At 34.2% G+C, this 16,856-nt stretch carries 11 protein-coding genes and 2 CRISPR repeat arrays (1 of these 13 cut by a window edge); of the genes, 10 read left to right on the top strand and 1 reads right to left on the bottom strand.

Going from position 1 to position 16,856, the window contains the following annotated elements:
- Position 1 precedes the first annotated feature (1 nt).
- Entirely contained in the window at positions 2-1,888 is a 1,887-nt protein-coding gene (locus tag OTK00_RS11395) for a sialate O-acetylesterase (protein WP_045168733.1), read from the bottom strand.
- A gap of 392 nt (positions 1,889-2,280) precedes the next feature.
- On the opposite strand from OTK00_RS11395, the gene cas6 reads away from it, so the two are divergent.
- From cas6 to OTK00_RS11345, 10 genes are all read left to right on the top strand, one after another.
- On the top strand, positions 2,281-3,066 hold the full coding sequence (gene cas6, locus OTK00_RS11390; protein WP_045168734.1) for a CRISPR-associated endoribonuclease Cas6: 786 nt from the start codon (positions 2,281-2,283) through the stop codon (positions 3,064-3,066).
- Positions 3,067-3,116: 50 nt separating this feature from the next.
- Positions 3,117-4,388: a hypothetical protein gene (locus OTK00_RS11385; protein ID WP_045168735.1), complete on the top strand. Its 1,272-nt coding sequence runs from the start codon at positions 3,117-3,119 to the stop codon at positions 4,386-4,388.
- Positions 4,385-4,897: a hypothetical protein gene (locus OTK00_RS11380; protein WP_045168736.1), complete on the top strand. Its 513-nt coding sequence runs from the start codon at positions 4,385-4,387 to the stop codon at positions 4,895-4,897. Before OTK00_RS11385 ends, OTK00_RS11380 begins: the two co-directional genes overlap by 4 nt.
- 38 nt (positions 4,898-4,935) lie before the next feature.
- On the top strand, positions 4,936-6,036 hold the full coding sequence (gene cas7i / locus OTK00_RS11375; RefSeq protein WP_052670810.1) for a type I-B CRISPR-associated protein Cas7/Cst2/DevR: 1,101 nt from the start codon (positions 4,936-4,938) through the stop codon (positions 6,034-6,036).
- Positions 6,037-6,093: 57 nt separating this feature from the next.
- Positions 6,094-6,915 carry a type I-B CRISPR-associated protein Cas5b gene (cas5b, locus tag OTK00_RS11370; RefSeq protein WP_045168737.1) on the top strand — a complete coding sequence of 274 codons (822 nt, stop codon included), beginning with the start codon at positions 6,094-6,096 and terminating at the stop codon, positions 6,913-6,915.
- Complete coding sequence (locus tag OTK00_RS11365; RefSeq protein WP_045168738.1) at positions 6,908-9,652, top strand: CRISPR-associated helicase/endonuclease Cas3; 2,745 nt, start codon at positions 6,908-6,910, stop codon at positions 9,650-9,652. The genes cas5b and OTK00_RS11365 overlap by 8 nt, the downstream gene beginning before the upstream one ends.
- Before the next feature lie 18 nt (positions 9,653-9,670).
- Positions 9,671-10,183: a CRISPR-associated protein Cas4 gene (cas4, locus tag OTK00_RS11360; RefSeq protein ID WP_045168739.1), complete on the top strand. Its 513-nt coding sequence runs from the start codon at positions 9,671-9,673 to the stop codon at positions 10,181-10,183.
- Between the two features lie 5 nt (positions 10,184-10,188).
- The gene (cas1b, locus tag OTK00_RS11355) at positions 10,189-11,169 is read left to right on the top strand and encodes a type I-B CRISPR-associated endonuclease Cas1b (protein WP_045168740.1); all 981 of its coding nucleotides are present in this window, start codon (positions 10,189-10,191) and stop codon (positions 11,167-11,169) included.
- A gap of 186 nt (positions 11,170-11,355) precedes the next feature.
- On the top strand, positions 11,356-11,619 hold the full coding sequence (gene cas2 / locus OTK00_RS11350) for a CRISPR-associated endonuclease Cas2 (protein ID WP_045170061.1): 264 nt from the start codon (positions 11,356-11,358) through the stop codon (positions 11,617-11,619).
- A 225-nt stretch (positions 11,620-11,844) separates the two neighbouring features.
- Positions 11,845-14,131: direct repeats of the CRISPR family, unit length 29 nt; unit sequence GTTTTATCTGAACTATGAGGGATGTAAAC.
- Between the two features lie 521 nt (positions 14,132-14,652).
- Positions 14,653-15,897: an IS110 family RNA-guided transposase gene (locus tag OTK00_RS11345; protein WP_045168741.1), complete on the top strand. Its 1,245-nt coding sequence runs from the start codon at positions 14,653-14,655 to the stop codon at positions 15,895-15,897.
- A 160-nt stretch (positions 15,898-16,057) separates the two neighbouring features.
- Positions 16,058-16,856: direct repeats of the CRISPR family, unit length 29 nt; unit sequence GTTTTATCTGAACTATGAGGGATGTAAAC; it runs 1,348 nt beyond the window's last position.

Here is a 16,856-nt window from a genome sequence, read left to right as displayed (position 1 = left end):
CTTAAAGTTCTTCTTCTGTTGTAAAAGGTGAAGCTGGAAGCCCTTCTTTGTTATAAAGATTGGCACCTTCAGGATTGTCTGCCCAGGCGTATCTTACATAAACAGGGTTTTGGATGCTATCATTCCAGACAATCACCTTGCTGCCATATATTTTAGCATTTGCCCATACAAAATTTTTATCAGGACCGGCTATTGCAAAGCTTTTCGGCATCTTGCCATCTTTTGTGCAAAGGCCACTTCCAGCATCAGAAAATTCCAGTATGACTCTGTTTCCTTCAATTTTCATTGACCTGTAAAGAGGACCTGATGCAACCAGGTCTTTTTCGCCGTATGCAATTTTCTGTGCAAGAAGAGCAAGCCGCTCACCAACAGCTTTTTTGTTGGACGGGTGAAGGTCGTTCCACTCGCCAACATCAATTGCAACTGCCATGCCTGCATTGTCAAGACGCAAAAGTGCTCTTCTTTGCTCTTCTCTGAGCCTTGCCCAGTTGCTGTCACCTGGCTGTGGCTTTGGTTCCATAAAGTTTGCAAGCTGAACATACAGAAACGGAAAGTTGTTCTTCCATCTTTCCCTCAGGTCCTTTACAAAAGCGCAAAGTTTTTCACAGTAACCCTCAGGATTGTCAGTATTGGACTCTCCCTGATACCATATTATGCCTTTTATGCTGTAGTTCAAAAGCGGTGCAATCATTCCGTTGAAAAGACCTGTAGGTTTGTATTGAAAGAAAGTTTGTAATGGCAGAGGTTCTTTTGCACGTGCTCCGACCGTGCACAGCCACTGTCCGCTGAGGTCCTGTGTATAATCTTCTGTAAACAGCTTGTACTCTTTTCCTTTTACAAACTCACCATTGCCGTCGTTGCTTATAACCCTCACAACAATTGTGTTTTTCCCTTCTTTTAAAAGCCCTGCGGGTATATTGTACTTCCTTGGCGGGTATCGGTATGAAGTAGAACCAACCAGCACTCCATTTACATACGTAAAATCGCTATCAACTATAGTTCCGAGATAGAGTTTGGCTGGTTTTCCTGCTACACGTGAGGGGATGTTCACTTCTTTTCTGAACCACACAGCACCTATTGTTGAATCAAGGCCCATTTGCTTCCATGTAGCTGGAATATTTACTGGCTTCCACCCGGATGGGATATAGTTTTCATCAAAAAATGGGAAAGGAGTATTTTTAAGCCCTATATCATTGTTTTCCAGATAGTCAAACCATGCTTTTATTTTCGCTTCCTCTTCTTTTTTGACAGATTCTATAAAGCTGTCATCTTTGAGCTTTTCCAGTTCTTCAGGATTTTCAATAAACTGGACTGCTATTTCTTTGCTCATCCATGCTTCAATTGGAGTTCCGCCAACACATGCTTTAATCAGCCCTATGGGGATTTTATATTTTTTGTAAAGTGCTTTTGCAAAAAAATATCCCACCGCTGAAAATTTCAGTATGGTTTCTTTGCCAAGAACCTCCCAGCATCCCCCTTCTAAGTCTTTGAGCGGACCTTTAAAGTGGTATCTGTCGGGGACTGTAAACTGCCTGATAAATGGAATGTTGCAGTCTTCAAGCTCTTCAGGGTACAGGTCAATAACCCTTTCCATGGGCAGTACCATGTTGGACTGACCCGAGCAAACCCACACATCACCAATTAAAATGTCTTTTATAACAGTGGTATGATGCGCGCATTTGATCTCCATGCAATATGGACCGCCGGCATCCATGGGAGGTAAAATGACTTCCCAGCTGCCTTCATCGGAGGGTCTTGCTGTGTACGATTTGCCCAGGAAATTCACCTCTACAGTTTCACCTGCATTTGCCCATCCCCAGATTTTTATATTGCTGTTTCTTTGAAGTACCATACCATCGCTCAGAAGCTTCGGCAATACAAGCGGCATAACCAATCACCCTGACTTTTAAAAGTATTTTAAATATAGAAAACGATTTCAAAATATCATAAAACAATAATCCTCTTTATCTGACTTTTCCACACATAAACATTATATCATTTTAAGCAGGAAAAGAAAACAGAAAAGTAAAACTCAAAGCAAGCAGCACGCCTGAAAAAGGTGATTGCTGCTATTTTTTATATTGCTATATTCTGCAGACTTACATCCAATGAATCATAAAAACTGCTATTCAAAACCAAATTACCTGCTTTAAAAATAAGCTGCTTGCCTTTATGCTAAAAAATTTTTTTACAATAAGAAGGAATTTTGCACTTAATGTCGAATTATAATAAACAACGCTATAAAGAGGAAAAATTCATCAAAAAGGGGAGATTGTTTGGATGAGAGCAAAGTTTATATTTGAAGTGCAAAACAGTCAAGAAGAGTACAGGGAGTTGCCGGTTTATTATAGAACAGTTTTTATGGCTTTTTTGAAAAAGGCACTGTCAGATTACAACAGCGAGTATTTTCGGAAGTTATACTGGTGGGAAGATAAGAAAAACAAGTGGCAAAAGCCTTTTGTATATGCAGTGAACCTGCCAAATATGAATTTTTTGGATGATAAGGTTTTATTCAGAGGCGATATAGTTTTGAATCTTTCAACTTCCGATTATGAGTTTTTTGTAAATATTTACAATGGGCTTATAAGCAAGAACCTGTATCCTTACAAACTGGCAGACCATTGCGTGGTCAAACTAAAAAGATCCTACCTTGTCAAAGAGCCTGATCAGTTTGATTCCACCATGACTTTCAAAACATTTTCACCGGTTTTAATTGAAAAAAAAGAAGGAGATGACAAAATACCGGTTTTGCCATATGAGGAGGGTTTTGAGGAGATTTTGAATGACGTGATTGATTTTGAGATCAGAAATATAAGAATTCTGAGGGGACAAAACCGCGGACTTCACAAAAGAATCAGTTTTAAGCCAAAAAATATAAAAAAGACTGTTGTAAAGCATAAGATTTCAGAGTTTGAGAAAAATACCGGCAAAGAGATTATGTATCTTACAGGTTTTTCGGGGATATTTGAACTATCAGGACATCCCGAGGATTTGAAAGAGATTTACCAGAATGGCCTTGGATTCAGGCGCGCTCAGGGCTTTGGCTTTATTGAGGTGGCGAGGTAAAGTGTTAAATAGGTTTTCTCTATTCTGAATCAGGAGGTAGAATAAATGAAATGCTAACATTGTATCCTGGTAATTGGTTGTATAATGCTTCAGTGATTGGTTTTTTAATTTCTGTAAAAGAAATTGAAAATTTATCAAACCATTTTAGTTTTAAAGAAGATGGCAGTGTTGTTATAGACCAGAATATTTTTAAACAATTAAAAATTGAGGAAAGATATTATGAAAAAAAGGTTGCGTCAATTATAGGTAAATCATCTTTTCACATAAACTATTTGCAGTATGGTGAAGATTGGAAAGAAGTTTTTAGGCTTTTTGTTAAGAACTTAGCCAATATAAAAGAAGTTGATGAATCTATGTCGTGCGATTTTTGTGGTAGAAAATTTGCATTTTCTGATACAGATATTAAAGATATGCAGAGAAAGATGATAAGATGTGTAATCAATAGACATAAAAGAGAAAAAAATAATATAGAAAAAGCCAATAAAAGGCAGATTAATAATACAAACAATGTTAAAAATTCTTCCAAAGAAATACCATATTCAAAAATTTTCAAAATTCTTAGTATGAAAGATAAACAAATAGAAGTAAATTATAAAAAAATGAAAGAAACTTTAGGGAAGTTTTTGAATGGTATTAAAAAGTTTGACATGCGGCATAATGCTTTGTTGGCACCTTCATTAGGAGAATTTCCTAATTCATTCTGTAATAATGCTGATAGTTTATATATTTGCCCGCTCTGTGCCTATCTAATTCTTCATTACCATGTTTGTATGACAGATTTAGCTGATGGTTTAAAAATGTTTGTAAATGCTCCCTCGTTTGAGGTAATGTGGCATTTAAATGAGTATGTACAAACCATTTATAAAAGAGAAAGAATATCCAGAACAAAAGAACTTCTGGGTATGTCACTTATAGAAATGGCTTTAAAACTCAATATTCAACTTGGAAAGTGGACAATGATGAATATAGAAATTGTTACTTTATATAACAAAAAAGTAGATTTCTTTTCCATTCTGTATGAAACGACTGTTCTTCTCTCGAATCGCGAGATTGCAACATTATTAAATGATATTGGGGAACTCAGTATATTAAGTTTTGTATTGAATAATGATTTTTCAAAAATAATGGAACTTGGTGAAAGAATATTAAAAATTTCTCTTTTAAACTATTCAGTAGAGAAGCTTAAACAAAATGATAAAGAGTTTGTAAAGGAAAATATTAAGCTACAAAAAAATATTGATAATTTGACCAATTTATCTTACAAACTTTTTAAACTCTATGCATTGATTGAAGAGAAAATTAAGAGGGAGGTTTTTGTATGAGAGAAAGTTTCAATTTCAATTTTGATGAAATAAAAGAAAGCTTAGAAAAAGCAATAAAGGAAAATCAGATTAAAATTGACGTATTCGAAAAAGCAATTAACAATTACAAAAAACTTGGTTTTGAGCTCGAAAAAATACTGGAGTTTGCAGCAAAAAATGCAAAGGATGAAGATAAGGTTAAACTTTGGGCATTGTTTTATGAGATTTCTCTTCAAAATATCAGTGAGCTATGTGATAGGGTGAAAAGATATGGAGAATCATTAAAAAACTCCGAGCTTTATAAGAGATTTTATGATGAGGATAAAAAAGTTCCAAGAGGTATAGCCTTTAGGATTCTCGAGTTAACAAGACTTGGGAAAAGAGAAGAAGTTTTTTATGTACTTTTAAGAGAGTTTGTGAATGCACAGCAAGAATTAAAGCATGATCTTGTAAATGCCTTTAATCCAAAATACTCGATAGAAAACTTTAAAATTTTAGTTTATTCTTTTATGAGTGGACTACTGGGTTGAAATTAAAAAATATAAAAAAGTATGGGAGGGTGTAGAAAATGGAATTAATAAACAGAAATAATTTTAAGCATGTAACTGTTACTTTGATTTTTGAAGCTTCAGCACTGAACAGAGATGAGAAGATAGGTGGAAACATTCTATCATTAAAGAAGTTAAAACAGGGTGATAAAACAGTTAGCTATTTAGGGAAACCTGCTATGAGACATTACCTTTTTGAGACATTGGTTAAAGGTTACAATTGGAAGGCATGTCCGGTCACATTAACAGAACGGGGTGAGGTTGTCCAGTTTGATATTTTAAAAGAAGATATTTTAACATGTCCAGAACTTGATGCATTTGGGTACATGTATACTATAAATAACCAATCTTCGATTACTCGAAAGGCTCCAGTAGGTATTACAAAAGCTATAGGTTTAAATTCTTATGAGGGCGATATGGCTTTTTATGCAAACCATGATCTTGTTAAAAGAGCAATAAAACAGGGGTTTGATGCAAATCCTGATCCATACAACAAAGAGGAGCATATTTCATTATATAAGGTAAGCTTTACAGTTGATGTGGATACCTTGGGGAAAGATGAGTGGATTGTTGATGCACAGCCAGAGTTCAATAATGGATTAATAAAGATTACATTATCCTCTGAAAGAGTAAAAGAAATAGAAAATGCTAAGCCTCTTGATAATAAAGAAAATAAATATGAAGTTACAAATGGAATTATTACATGGGAGGAAGTTAAAGTTGGCAATAAAAAGAAATATAAAATAACTTTTGAACTGAATGAGAAAGAAAAGAAAGAGCGTATAAAACAAATCCTTGAAGCTATCAAAGACGGACTTTATGCGCAATCAAGCGGTGAGACTAATACAATTGTTCCTCTATTTATGATTGCAGGATATGTAAAGGTTCCATCTCCAGTTTTTCATCCATATATCTTTGTTGAACCTGTATGTAGTAATCAAACGTATAAAGTATTGGGTGTAATTGATGCATTGAGAAATAGCTGGATTATAAATAAGGTATATATAATGGACTGCAAGAGGATGCAAATAGAAGGAAAAGAAGAGTTTATAAAAAATGTAAAAGATGAAAAGAGAATTAGTATAATCAAAGATTGGGATGAATTTATAAATGAGTTATGAAAGACAAAGATAGCAATTCTTCTGCGGATAAAACCTAAAGAGGTAGGTAAGATAACAATGAGTTATGAAAAAATTAAAGCGTTGAAAATAAAAATATATCAGCCACAGGCACACTATAGAATACCCTTTAGTTACCAAAGGCGACATACTTATCCGCTTCCCCCATATTCAACAGTTATGGGACTTGTAGCAAATGTTCTTGGTATAAAGAATTTACCAGGGCAGGAAGAGCCATGTACAAAAGAAAATTGCGGGTGTGCTTACTGCAATTATAAAATGATTAAGATAGGGGTTTGTGGAAACTTTAAATCTAAAAGCATAGAGTATACGTGGCTTAGAAATTTAAACAAAGAATACCATATAAAAAGATTTGGTACAGTAGCAAATAGAAACGTAGCGGGACATATTGAGCATATTGGAGGCCAGTCACCGTGTTCAATTGATATTTTGAATGATGTTCGCATTTTTGTTTATTTATATCATCATGATAATTCATTCCTGAATGAGATAAAATGGAGTTTTGAAAATATGGAAAAAAAATCATCAATTCTTCATTTGGGAAGAGCCGAGGATTGGATAGTAATAGAAGACCTAAAGGAAGTGGAACTAAGCGTCGAAGAAATAAACGGTAATTATAGGCAATTTTTTTGGATTCCTGAAAGAATTTTTGGGACAGGATTTGGAGAAGAATTTAAAAAAGTAAGTGGATTAGTTTATAGTCTACCCACCTTTTACAGGATAATAAATGGATCAAGAAATTTTTATTATATGAAATCAAAACTTAATGATGGGAATATGGGAGACATATTTGCTTATTTTGACCATGAAGAAAAAATCCCGGTATTTTTTGCTGACCTGAAGGGGGATAAAAATGAGTGAAATTTGGGCAAAATCAAGTTATGATGATATAAACAAGCAGACAATAACTTTATCAAAGCATGTCTCTGATGTTTTAGAAGTATTTAAAAATATAGAGATAAAAATCAAAAATAAGTCATTAATTGATGCGACAAAAATTGCAATATATTTACATGACCTTGGAAAAGTGTTGCCCTCTTTTCAGATTAAAGTTCTCAAAAATAAAATGTATCAACCATGGGATATATGTTATGAAGTTCCTCATTCTCTGTTTTCTATTTTTTGGATTGATATAAACAAATTAAAAGAAAAGCTTAATGGTGAGGATTATTTGAATTTTGTCATTTCAGCTGTTGCATATCATCATTGGAGAGAGAGGTTTGATGACTTTATTTCAAAAGAAAATGAGATGCTCAAAAAACTATGTAAATTGATAATTGATAAGTGGGGAGAACATTTGCAGAACAATCTTGACAATGAATATGAAAAAATTTCTAATCATGGTGAATACAAAGACTTAATAACTCTCAACCGAAAATGGCTTAATAGTATAATAAATGGAAGGATTTTATTAGACCTTGCAATACCACCATACAAATTTGATTATGAGCCTTTGAGAAGAGAAGTTAACAAAGAATGGATTTTAGTTGCAGGTTTTCTACAAAGATGTGATCATTATGCTTCGTGGTGTGAAGAAGAAGGGAAAGAAGAAGAATTAGACAAGGTGGAAATTGACCCTATGAATAAAAATGCGATAGATAGCAGTATACTTACCAAAGTAGGGGAAAGTGCCTGGCAATTTGTAGCATTGAATAATAAATTGGACAAAAATATTATATTAATTGCACCCACTGGTTATGGGAAAACTGAATTTGCGTTTTTGTGGTCAAATGGTGAAAAATTTTTCTACACTCTTCCTATTCGATCAGCAGTCAATAATACTTATGAAAGAGCAAAAGGAATATTTGGCGATGATAAAACTGGAGTTTTGCATTCAGATATTGATTTGTATTTGTTAAATAAAGCTTCTGATGAAGCTGATGTAATGAAAATTTACGAACTTGCAAAACAACTTTCGTATCCTGCAATAATTTCAACAGGAGACCAGTTTTTCCCTTATGCTCTAAGACCTCCAGGCTTTGAAAAGTTATTTGCTACTCTTTCTTATTCCCGACTTGTAATTGATGAAATACAGGCGTATGATCCAAAAGCATGTGCCATAATAACGAAGTTTATTGAAATGTTGTATAAAATTGGAGGAAAATTTTTACTTATGACTGCTACAATGCCCAAATTTATAGAACACAGAATAAGAGAATTGATTCCTTCTTTTAATGATCAAGTAGAAGAAGTAAATATTTATAAAAAAGAAAAAAGGCATTTAGAGAAAATTTACAAACACAAGTTAAGACTTGAACTAATAAAAAGCAAAACAGATTCTACGGCAGATTTCAGATTACCAGAGGAGAAAATTGATGAAATACTTGAACAAGCCAAAAGAGGTAAAAGAGTACTTGTTATTTTGAATACTGTGGCTTTTGCTCAAGAAGTTTATAAAAAGCTAAAAGAAAAAGCTTCTGGAGAGATTCGAAATAACATCTTTTTGCTTCATTCTCGTTTTACTTTAAATGATAAAGAGATAAAAGAAAGGGAATATATTAAATCATTTTACAATCCAAAATCTGTACATGAAAATGTCGGTAAAATTCTTGTTTCTACACAGGTGGTTGAGGCTTCACTTGATATTGATGCAGATGTTTTGTTTACAGAAATATGCCCTCTTGATGCATTGGTTCAGAGAATGGGAAGAGTTTTGAGAAGGTATTTTTATAGGAACGGAAAAGTAATTAATAAGAGCAATAATGATGAGCATGAGTTGTCTGAAATGTTTAAAGCATTTGAAAAGGAACCAAGTGGTGAACCAAATGTTCATGTATTCATTTTTGATGATAAGTTACAATCAGGTGGAGATTTAGTTTATCCTAAGGAACTTGTAAAACTTTCTCTTGCATGGTTATGGAAGGAAAGTCAAAAAAATAATTTGGACACTCTCTTAAATGAAGTTTCTCAGTTCAAAGAAGACGATATTGATTATGATAAAAAAATAGAAGAAAAGATTTTTCAACAAGAATTTTTAGATTTATTGGAAAACATATCTCAAAAGAGCGGTAAAAAGAAGAATAAAAAGAATCAGGAAAGTAATGTATATGATACAATAGTTGAAAATAATGATTGGTTATCTAAGATAGACAAAACCGAAATTGAGTTATCAGAGTATGAGAAATATGTATTGGTTTCTTTATTTTATAGTACATTAAAACAAAATGGTACCTATTTAAGGAGTTATTATGATACACTTGATATTCTTGAAGCAGGCTGGATGTCTGAGAAAAAATCAGAGGCTGAGAAGATCTTTAGAAATATCTTTAGTCTTCAAGTTGTTCCAGAGGAATATTTAGAAAAGTTTGAAGCGGACATTTTAAATTTTATTAGTAAAGAAGAAGCGACACCATCAGAAAAGAAGTTATTATTTACACGTTTTAAAAAAGATGTTCTGGCAAAATATGTAGTAAATCAACCATTTGAAAGAGGATTAACTCCTGTAATTAAAAGATTAAACTTGAAATTCAATAACAATAATTGGGAAATCAGATTACAGCGATGGTTATCAGATATCTATGTTTCTTCACATAAATACAATGAGGAATTAGGACTATTGAAAAATGAAAGATATGACATTGAAAATTATATAGTGTAAAAAAGCGAGTGAAAATATATGGAATATATACAAGAATATTCTGAACTCAAATTCCAGGGTATAAAAATAAACTATCTTTACGTTTGCAAACGCAAGCTCTGGCTTTTTAGCAAAAATATAACATTTGAAAATTGGTCTGACAGAGTTCTGCTTGGCAAAATCTTGCATGAATATTCTTATCCCAAAGAAGAGACAAAAGAGGTTTTGATAGACAATCTGATAAGGATTGACATTCTATCGGATGGTGCAGTGAGAGAGGTAAAACACAGCAGCAAAATGAAAGAGGCAGACATTATGCAGGTTATGTACTATCTTTACTATTTGAAACAGAAAGGGATACAAAAACAGGGGATAATCAATTACCCGAAAGAAAGAAGAAAAGAGGTGCTGGATCTTACACCTGAGTATGAGGAAAAAGTAAAGCAGGCTTTAAAGGAGATAGAAGAAATCACAAAAAAACCTGTCCCACCGCCTGCAACAAAACAGAGAATTTGCAAAAGCTGTGCATATTTTGAGTTTTGCTGGGGGTAGTTGCTATGCAAAAGACGCTTTATATAAATTCGAATGGAAGACTTCGAAGAAAAGAAAACACCCTGTACTTTGAGACAGAAACCGAAAAGAGGGCTGTTGACATTGAAAACATTGAACAAATTCATATATTTGGTGAGGTTGATTTGAATACCAGGGCATTGAACTATATCTCCCAGTATGGTATAGTTCTTCACTTTTACAACTACTATGGCTTTTATGCAGGAAGCTTTATGCCACGAAAGAAAAATGTCTCGGGTGATGTGGTTGTTCGGCAGGCACTACACTATCTTGACAGGGATAAAAGAATGTTTTTAGCATACTGCTTTGTAGAATCAGCAGTTTATCATATGATGAGAAACTTGAGAGAGAGAAAAGAAGCTGAGGCTTTTTTGAATGCTATTGAAGACGAATGGGAAAATGGCAGGTTTAATATTTCGAGCATACCAGAGCTTATGGGGCTTGAGGGAAGGGTGAGGAACATTTACTATTCATCTTTCAATCAATTTTTGCCAGAAGATTTTTACATGGAAAGACGTGAAAAAAGACCACCAACAAACCCCATAAATGCGTTGATTTCTTTCGGGAATAGCCTAATATACAGCACCATTTTGACAGAAATATATCACACACAGCTTGACCCGAGCATAAGTTTTTTGCATGAACCGGGCGAAAAGAGATTTTCTCTGAGCCTTGACATTTCGGAGATTTTTAAGCCACTTATTGTGGACAGTGTAATTTTCAAACTTCTAAACAATCGTCAGATTACACTTGAACACTTTGATGAGGACTTGAATTATTGCTATTTGAATCAAGAAGGAAGAAAGATTTTTATAAAAGAGCTTCAGAACAAACTTGAAACAACAGTTCGCCACAGGCAGCTTAACAGAAATGTATCTTACAAAGGTTATATAAGGCTTGAGTGCTACAAGTTAATAAAGCACTTTATAGGTGATAGTGTCTACTCACCTCTGAAGGCATGGTGGTAAGTGGTTGCCAAAAGACAACACTTTGTGCTAAAAACAAAAAACATATTGCAGAAGATGCTGCTTTAAAAGTCAGATACAAAATAGTTACTATCAGGTATTCCTAAATTTTATATAGAAAAGTTTAACAAATGTAACTTTATGAAAAGAAATTTCTTTTTAAGAATTTGGTGCAAAGGGTGATTGACAATTTTTGTAATCGTGACATATGATGTGAATGAAAAGCGTGTAAACAAGGTTCGAAAGATTTTGAAAAAGTATTTCACATGGGTACAGAACTCTGTATTTGAAGGTGAAATAACATACGGAAAGCTTGAAAAATGCAAACGCGAACTTTTTTCTGTGATAGAGAAGGACGAGGATTCAGTGTATTTTTATGAAATGGAATATAAAATTGTGTGCAACAAAAAAGTACTTGGACAGGAGAAAAACTATGATTCCATAATACTGTAAAGATGCTGCGAATACAATTTTATTCCAAATACAACCATTTTGCAGCAAACCTCAAAATCAGTATTATGGTCCAAAAGCCTTATCATTCCTGTAAAAGCTTATTTTTTTGAAATCAAAACCAAAAACCAATTCCCCCTTTGCTGCAAATATATAACCTTGCAAAGTTTGGGCAAATATACTATACTATTGATATAATCTGAACTGAGGGCATTTTCATAAGAATGGGTTTTATCTGAACTATGAGGGATGTAAACCTTGCAAAGGTTAACAGAATTCGAATGAGGCTTGACCCGTTTTATCTGAACTATGAGGGATGTAAACAAAAATAACATTAAGGATTTAAAACGCAGATTTTTACAGTTTTATCTGAACTATGAGGGATGTAAACGATGTTTTTAAAAACGTGTTAACCGACGCAAAGAGGGTTTTATCTGAACTATGAGGGATGTAAACATGGAGCTCACATACATACCAACGGGGCAGAAGATACGTTTTATCTGAACTATGAGGGATGTAAACCCAATAAAGGATTTAGAAAATATTAAGCTTTTACAACAGGTTTTATCTGAACTATGAGGGATGTAAACAGCTTTGATTCCAGCATTTGTTAGTTGCATCATGTCTGTTTTATCTGAACTATGAGGGATGTAAACTGATTACACGCTTACTTACATTGTGCAAGAAGACGTACGTTTTATCTGAACTATGAGGGATGTAAACAATAAACTCTATGTCTTCATAAACTTGCCGTTCCCATTGTTTTATCTGAACTATGAGGGATGTAAACAAGGAGCAAGACTGCACTTTATAACTGAGCTGCCAAGTTTTATCTGAACTATGAGGGATGTAAACAAAAGACTTGATGAAATAGTAGAAATAATTAAAGAAGTTTTATCTGAACTATGAGGGATGTAAACTTCAGGGTGGCTTTTCAGTTTTTTTCGGCACGCTCAGTTTTATCTGAACTATGAGGGATGTAAACTTTATATGTAAAACGCAGCAAGACTACTCATCAGCCGCCGTTTTATCTGAACTATGAGGGATGTAAACGTAGTGCCAACAGTCCTGCAACTTATACAACAACAGTTTTATCTGAACTATGAGGGATGTAAACGTATGCTTTAACTTTTTGAGTTAAGTTATATACTCTGAGTTTTATCTGAACTATGAGGGATGTAAACAAATCAAGCTGTCTTACCTGCTTTACCCAGTCTAACAAGTTTTATCTGAACTATGAGGGATGTAAACTATAAGTAATAGCAATAACTGGACGTGGTAATGTTTTGTTTTATCTGAACTATGAGGGATGTAAACTAAACATATTCATTATCATTATCTTGAATAAGAACTTGTTTTATCTGAACTATGAGGGATGTAAACTAGTCTATTTTGAGCCTATAGTCTGGTTTGAATGTTGTTTTATCTGAACTATGAGGGATGTAAACCTTACTATCAAGTTTTGGTAATTTTCGTTATTCAATTTGTTTTATCTGAACTATGAGGGATGTAAACCGAGCACTTGTAAATATTACAAATGCTCACGGCTGTTGGTTTTATCTGAACTATGAGGGATGTAAACCATTTCGTTTTTTGCTCTATAATTTTTAAAACACGCAAGTTTTATCTGAACTATGAGGGATGTAAACCCATGAACCATCCAGCAAGGCTTTTTTCTCATTCTCTGGTGTTTTATCTGAACTATGAGGGATGTAAACTCTGTAAACAACAGCTTGTCTTCAAATTCAACAAAGGGTTTTATCTGAACTATGAGGGATGTAAACTTGTAATGAAATATTTTGTTTGTTTTAATTCTTGCAGTTTTATCTGAACTATGAGGGATGTAAACTTTTAAAGAAAATTCCCACGTTTAAATTCCACAAAAAGGTTTTATCTGAACTATGAGGGATGTAAACAGCTTTTTTCTCCGGAAGCCACCTTGCTTCTCCAGCGAGTTTTATCTGAACTATGAGGGATGTAAACTGCAAAAGTGGTTTTTCCAGTACCGGATCGTCCATATAGTTTTATCTGAACTATGAGGGATGTAAACGGATAATCAAAAGGAATAATCCAGTTACAATGTGGTGTGTTTTATCTGAACTATGAGGGATGTAAACCCATCTGAAAAGCCCGCTATAAATTCTTTAAAACCTCGTTTTATCTGAACTATGAGGGATGTAAACCGTTTCGATATTGTTTACTCTGCTCTGTAGTGTTGGGTTTTATCTGAACTATGAGGGATGTAAACTTTTAATATTTCATCAAGAAGCCTCCAAGTAACTTCGGTTTTATCTGAACTATGAGGGATGTAAACCGATCATTCACATCCAAGATTAATAAAGGCTTGGGGGCAGTTTTATCTGAACTATGAGGGATGTAAACTAAAGGTGAATTTAATAATTAAAACGGAACTAACTATTGTTTTATCTGAACTATGAGGGATGTAAACTGGTTTTACGGATTGCTCTTGAAAGACGACAGATTTGGTTTTATCTGAACTATGAGGGATGTAAACTCATAGGGTTTCACTTCTTCTCCCTCCTCGTATAATATGATTATCAAATCAATAAAAAATTCATATCTCAATTGGTACATTAAATTATTAGTACCAATTGATTACTGGAAATTCATTAAAATAAATTCCCATTCTTAAAACACTCACTTCTTAAAAATTGAATATTAAAATTGACTGCTACAGCTTAAATTTGCCCTTTATCTTTGGTAAACTAAAATCAGAAAAAAGTTAAGCCTGATTTTAGTTTGTTGGATATTTTTTGTCACCCCCTGCTGGACGTGCTTTGATAACTGCACGCCACAGCTTGTGAGAGACTGAACCCCAAAGGATTACATGAGTAATGTTTACTCGTTTGCTGTGCATGGTCAGTTTACCACATCTGATTTGAGCATATCAGATGTGTGCACCCTGTAAACTGCTCCGTAGCTCTAATATCGGCGAGGCTGCATTACATGTAATCCCCAGGGATAAAGGGCTTAACTCTTTTCCTAACACCACACTTTAGAAAGGAGGCTTTTAAATTGCCTAATACATTAATCGTGGGCATTGATATCAGTAGTCAGTCAAATTCTATCTTCTTCATCGATGATGCCGGTAATCACTTGATTAAAAAACCTTTTTCCTTGCCTAACAATCAAGAAGGCGCTAACGAATTAATCAAAAGAGTTATTGATTGTCTCAGCCAGTATAATCTATCCTGTATTAAGTTTGGCATGGAAGCAACTTCACATTACACATGGCATCTTCACCTTCATCTTGCTTCTTCTTCTGAACTACTACCTTACAAACCAACCTTCTACGTACTTAACCCAAGCATCGTCAAAGGATTTAAAAAAATCTACACTTTCTTGCCTAAGACAGATAATATTGACGCTATCGTTATTGCTGAATGTGTCAGGTTCAGTAAACTAAATCCAACACCTTTGCCAGATTTTAAATTTGCTGCACTGCAACGCCTTACCAGAATGCGCTACCACCTTGTTCATAATCTAACTCGCGAAAAAAACAGAGCTCTCAATCTCATATACCTTAAATTCTCTACTTATTCTCAAGAGTGCCCATTTTCAGATATCTTCGGTAAGGCATCTTGCGCTATCATCGAAAACTTTACACCTGATGATATCGCTTCTATGCCTTTAGAAGACTTAATTAAATTCGTATCCGATAACGGCAACAATAGACTCTCAGATGTTAATAAAATTGCTGAAATACTTAAAACTGCTGCTAATCGCTCCTTTAGATTACATCCTCTGTTGGCTGAGGCAAATGATTTAGCTTTGTCTATGACACTTGAAAACATTAGATTTATGCAAGAACAACTCAAAAAACTTGACAAAGAAATCTCAAAACTTCTTAAAGCTTTCTCTCAAACATTAACAACCGTTCCTGGCATAGGTGACGTTCTCGCAGCCGGCATCATCGCTGAAATCGGTGATATCAAGCGCTTCAAAAATGAAGCTGCTTTAGCTAAATACTCTGGCCTGGTTTGGACTCAATATCAGTCAGGCAATTTCAATGCCCAAGATGTCTCATTAGCTAAGTGTGGTAACCAATACCTGAGATACTATCTTGTTGAAGCTGCTAACTGTGTAAGGGTGCACACAGTACGCTACAAAGCTTTCTACAACAAGAAGTTCTCAGAGGTTACCAAACACCAGCATAAACGTGCCCTCGTCCTCACCGCAAGACGCTTAATTCCTCTGATCTTTGCAATGCTCAGCAAAGGTCAAATATATCAAGAAAGAGGTGATGTTTACAATACTTAGTTAATCTCAAATTTTTAGTTTAATAATTTTCTCTGAACAAGCTGCCAGTTAAATTTTACCATGCTGTGCGGCCAGGTATTTTATTGCCTTTTTTCGCCTAATAATCTAAAAAATTTTTCTTAAAAACCCTCTTGACATTTTACCGTTTGTCTCTTGTAATGTTTTATCTGAACTATGAGGGATGTAAACATCTCATTTTACAAACAGAGATTGGTGTGTTTTTGTTTGTTTTATCTGAACTATGAGGGATGTAAACAATTATTTCCTTTTCAGGCCTGCAATAAATAATTATGGTTTTATCTGAACTATGAGGGATGTAAACGTCTAGATTTTTCATAAACTCCCACAGCTTTTGCCTTTGTTTTATCTGAACTATGAGGGATGTAAACTTTCTTCGATTATCCATATCCACCCTTTCTTTTGAGGTTTTATCTGAACTATGAGGGATGTAAACATCTTCGTTAAATTCTATTTCTCCCGTCAAGTAATTGAGTTTTATCTGAACTATGAGGGATGTAAACAATTAATCTGTTTTCATCAGAATATAAAGCAGGGTCGTTTTATCTGAACTATGAGGGATGTAAACTTTCGTCTATTCCCCAAATATAGCCACTTTTCTGCGGTTTTATCTGAACTATGAGGGATGTAAACTGCTTTGACGTTCAGCTTGTTGATATTGATAAAGTTGTTTTATCTGAACTATGAGGGATGTAAACAAGCAGTTGTTAAATATCTCACAGCACTTGAATTTGAGGTTTTATCTGAACTATGAGGGATGTAAACTCGCTAACGGTGCCATCATTAGCCTTCTAAGTGCTGGTTTTATCTGAACTATGAGGGATGTAAACCAACTTGTGGATGCTAATCAATTAAAACTTTTAAAGGAGTTTTATCTGAACTATGAGGGATGTAAACTTGTACTTAATTGTGCAATTTTCTGGGTTAATACCTGGTTTTAT

It is taken from the genome of Caldicellulosiruptor morganii (assembly GCF_026810225.1).
GTDB classification, from domain to species: Bacteria; Bacillota; Thermoanaerobacteria; order Caldicellulosiruptorales; family Caldicellulosiruptoraceae; genus Caldicellulosiruptor; species Caldicellulosiruptor morganii.
The sequence above is the reverse complement of the archived record's forward strand: the minus strand, read 5'-3'. Positions and strand labels throughout refer to the sequence as shown.

Coding starts and splice junctions, on each gene's coding strand:
- OTK00_RS11395 (WP_045168733.1), bottom strand. CDS start 1,888: ATGCCGCTTGTATTGCCGAAGCTTCTGAGCGATGGTATGGTACTTCAA.
- cas6 (WP_045168734.1), top strand. CDS start 2,281: ATGAGAGCAAAGTTTATATTTGAAGTGCAAAACAGTCAAGAAGAGTAC.
- OTK00_RS11385 (WP_045168735.1), top strand. CDS start 3,117: ATGCTAACATTGTATCCTGGTAATTGGTTGTATAATGCTTCAGTGATT.
- OTK00_RS11380 (WP_045168736.1), top strand. CDS start 4,385: ATGAGAGAAAGTTTCAATTTCAATTTTGATGAAATAAAAGAAAGCTTA.
- cas7i (WP_052670810.1), top strand. CDS start 4,936: ATGGAATTAATAAACAGAAATAATTTTAAGCATGTAACTGTTACTTTG.
- cas5b (WP_045168737.1), top strand. CDS start 6,094: ATGAGTTATGAAAAAATTAAAGCGTTGAAAATAAAAATATATCAGCCA.
- OTK00_RS11365 (WP_045168738.1), top strand. CDS start 6,908: ATGAGTGAAATTTGGGCAAAATCAAGTTATGATGATATAAACAAGCAG.
- cas4 (WP_045168739.1), top strand. CDS start 9,671: ATGGAATATATACAAGAATATTCTGAACTCAAATTCCAGGGTATAAAA.
- cas1b (WP_045168740.1), top strand. CDS start 10,189: ATGCAAAAGACGCTTTATATAAATTCGAATGGAAGACTTCGAAGAAAA.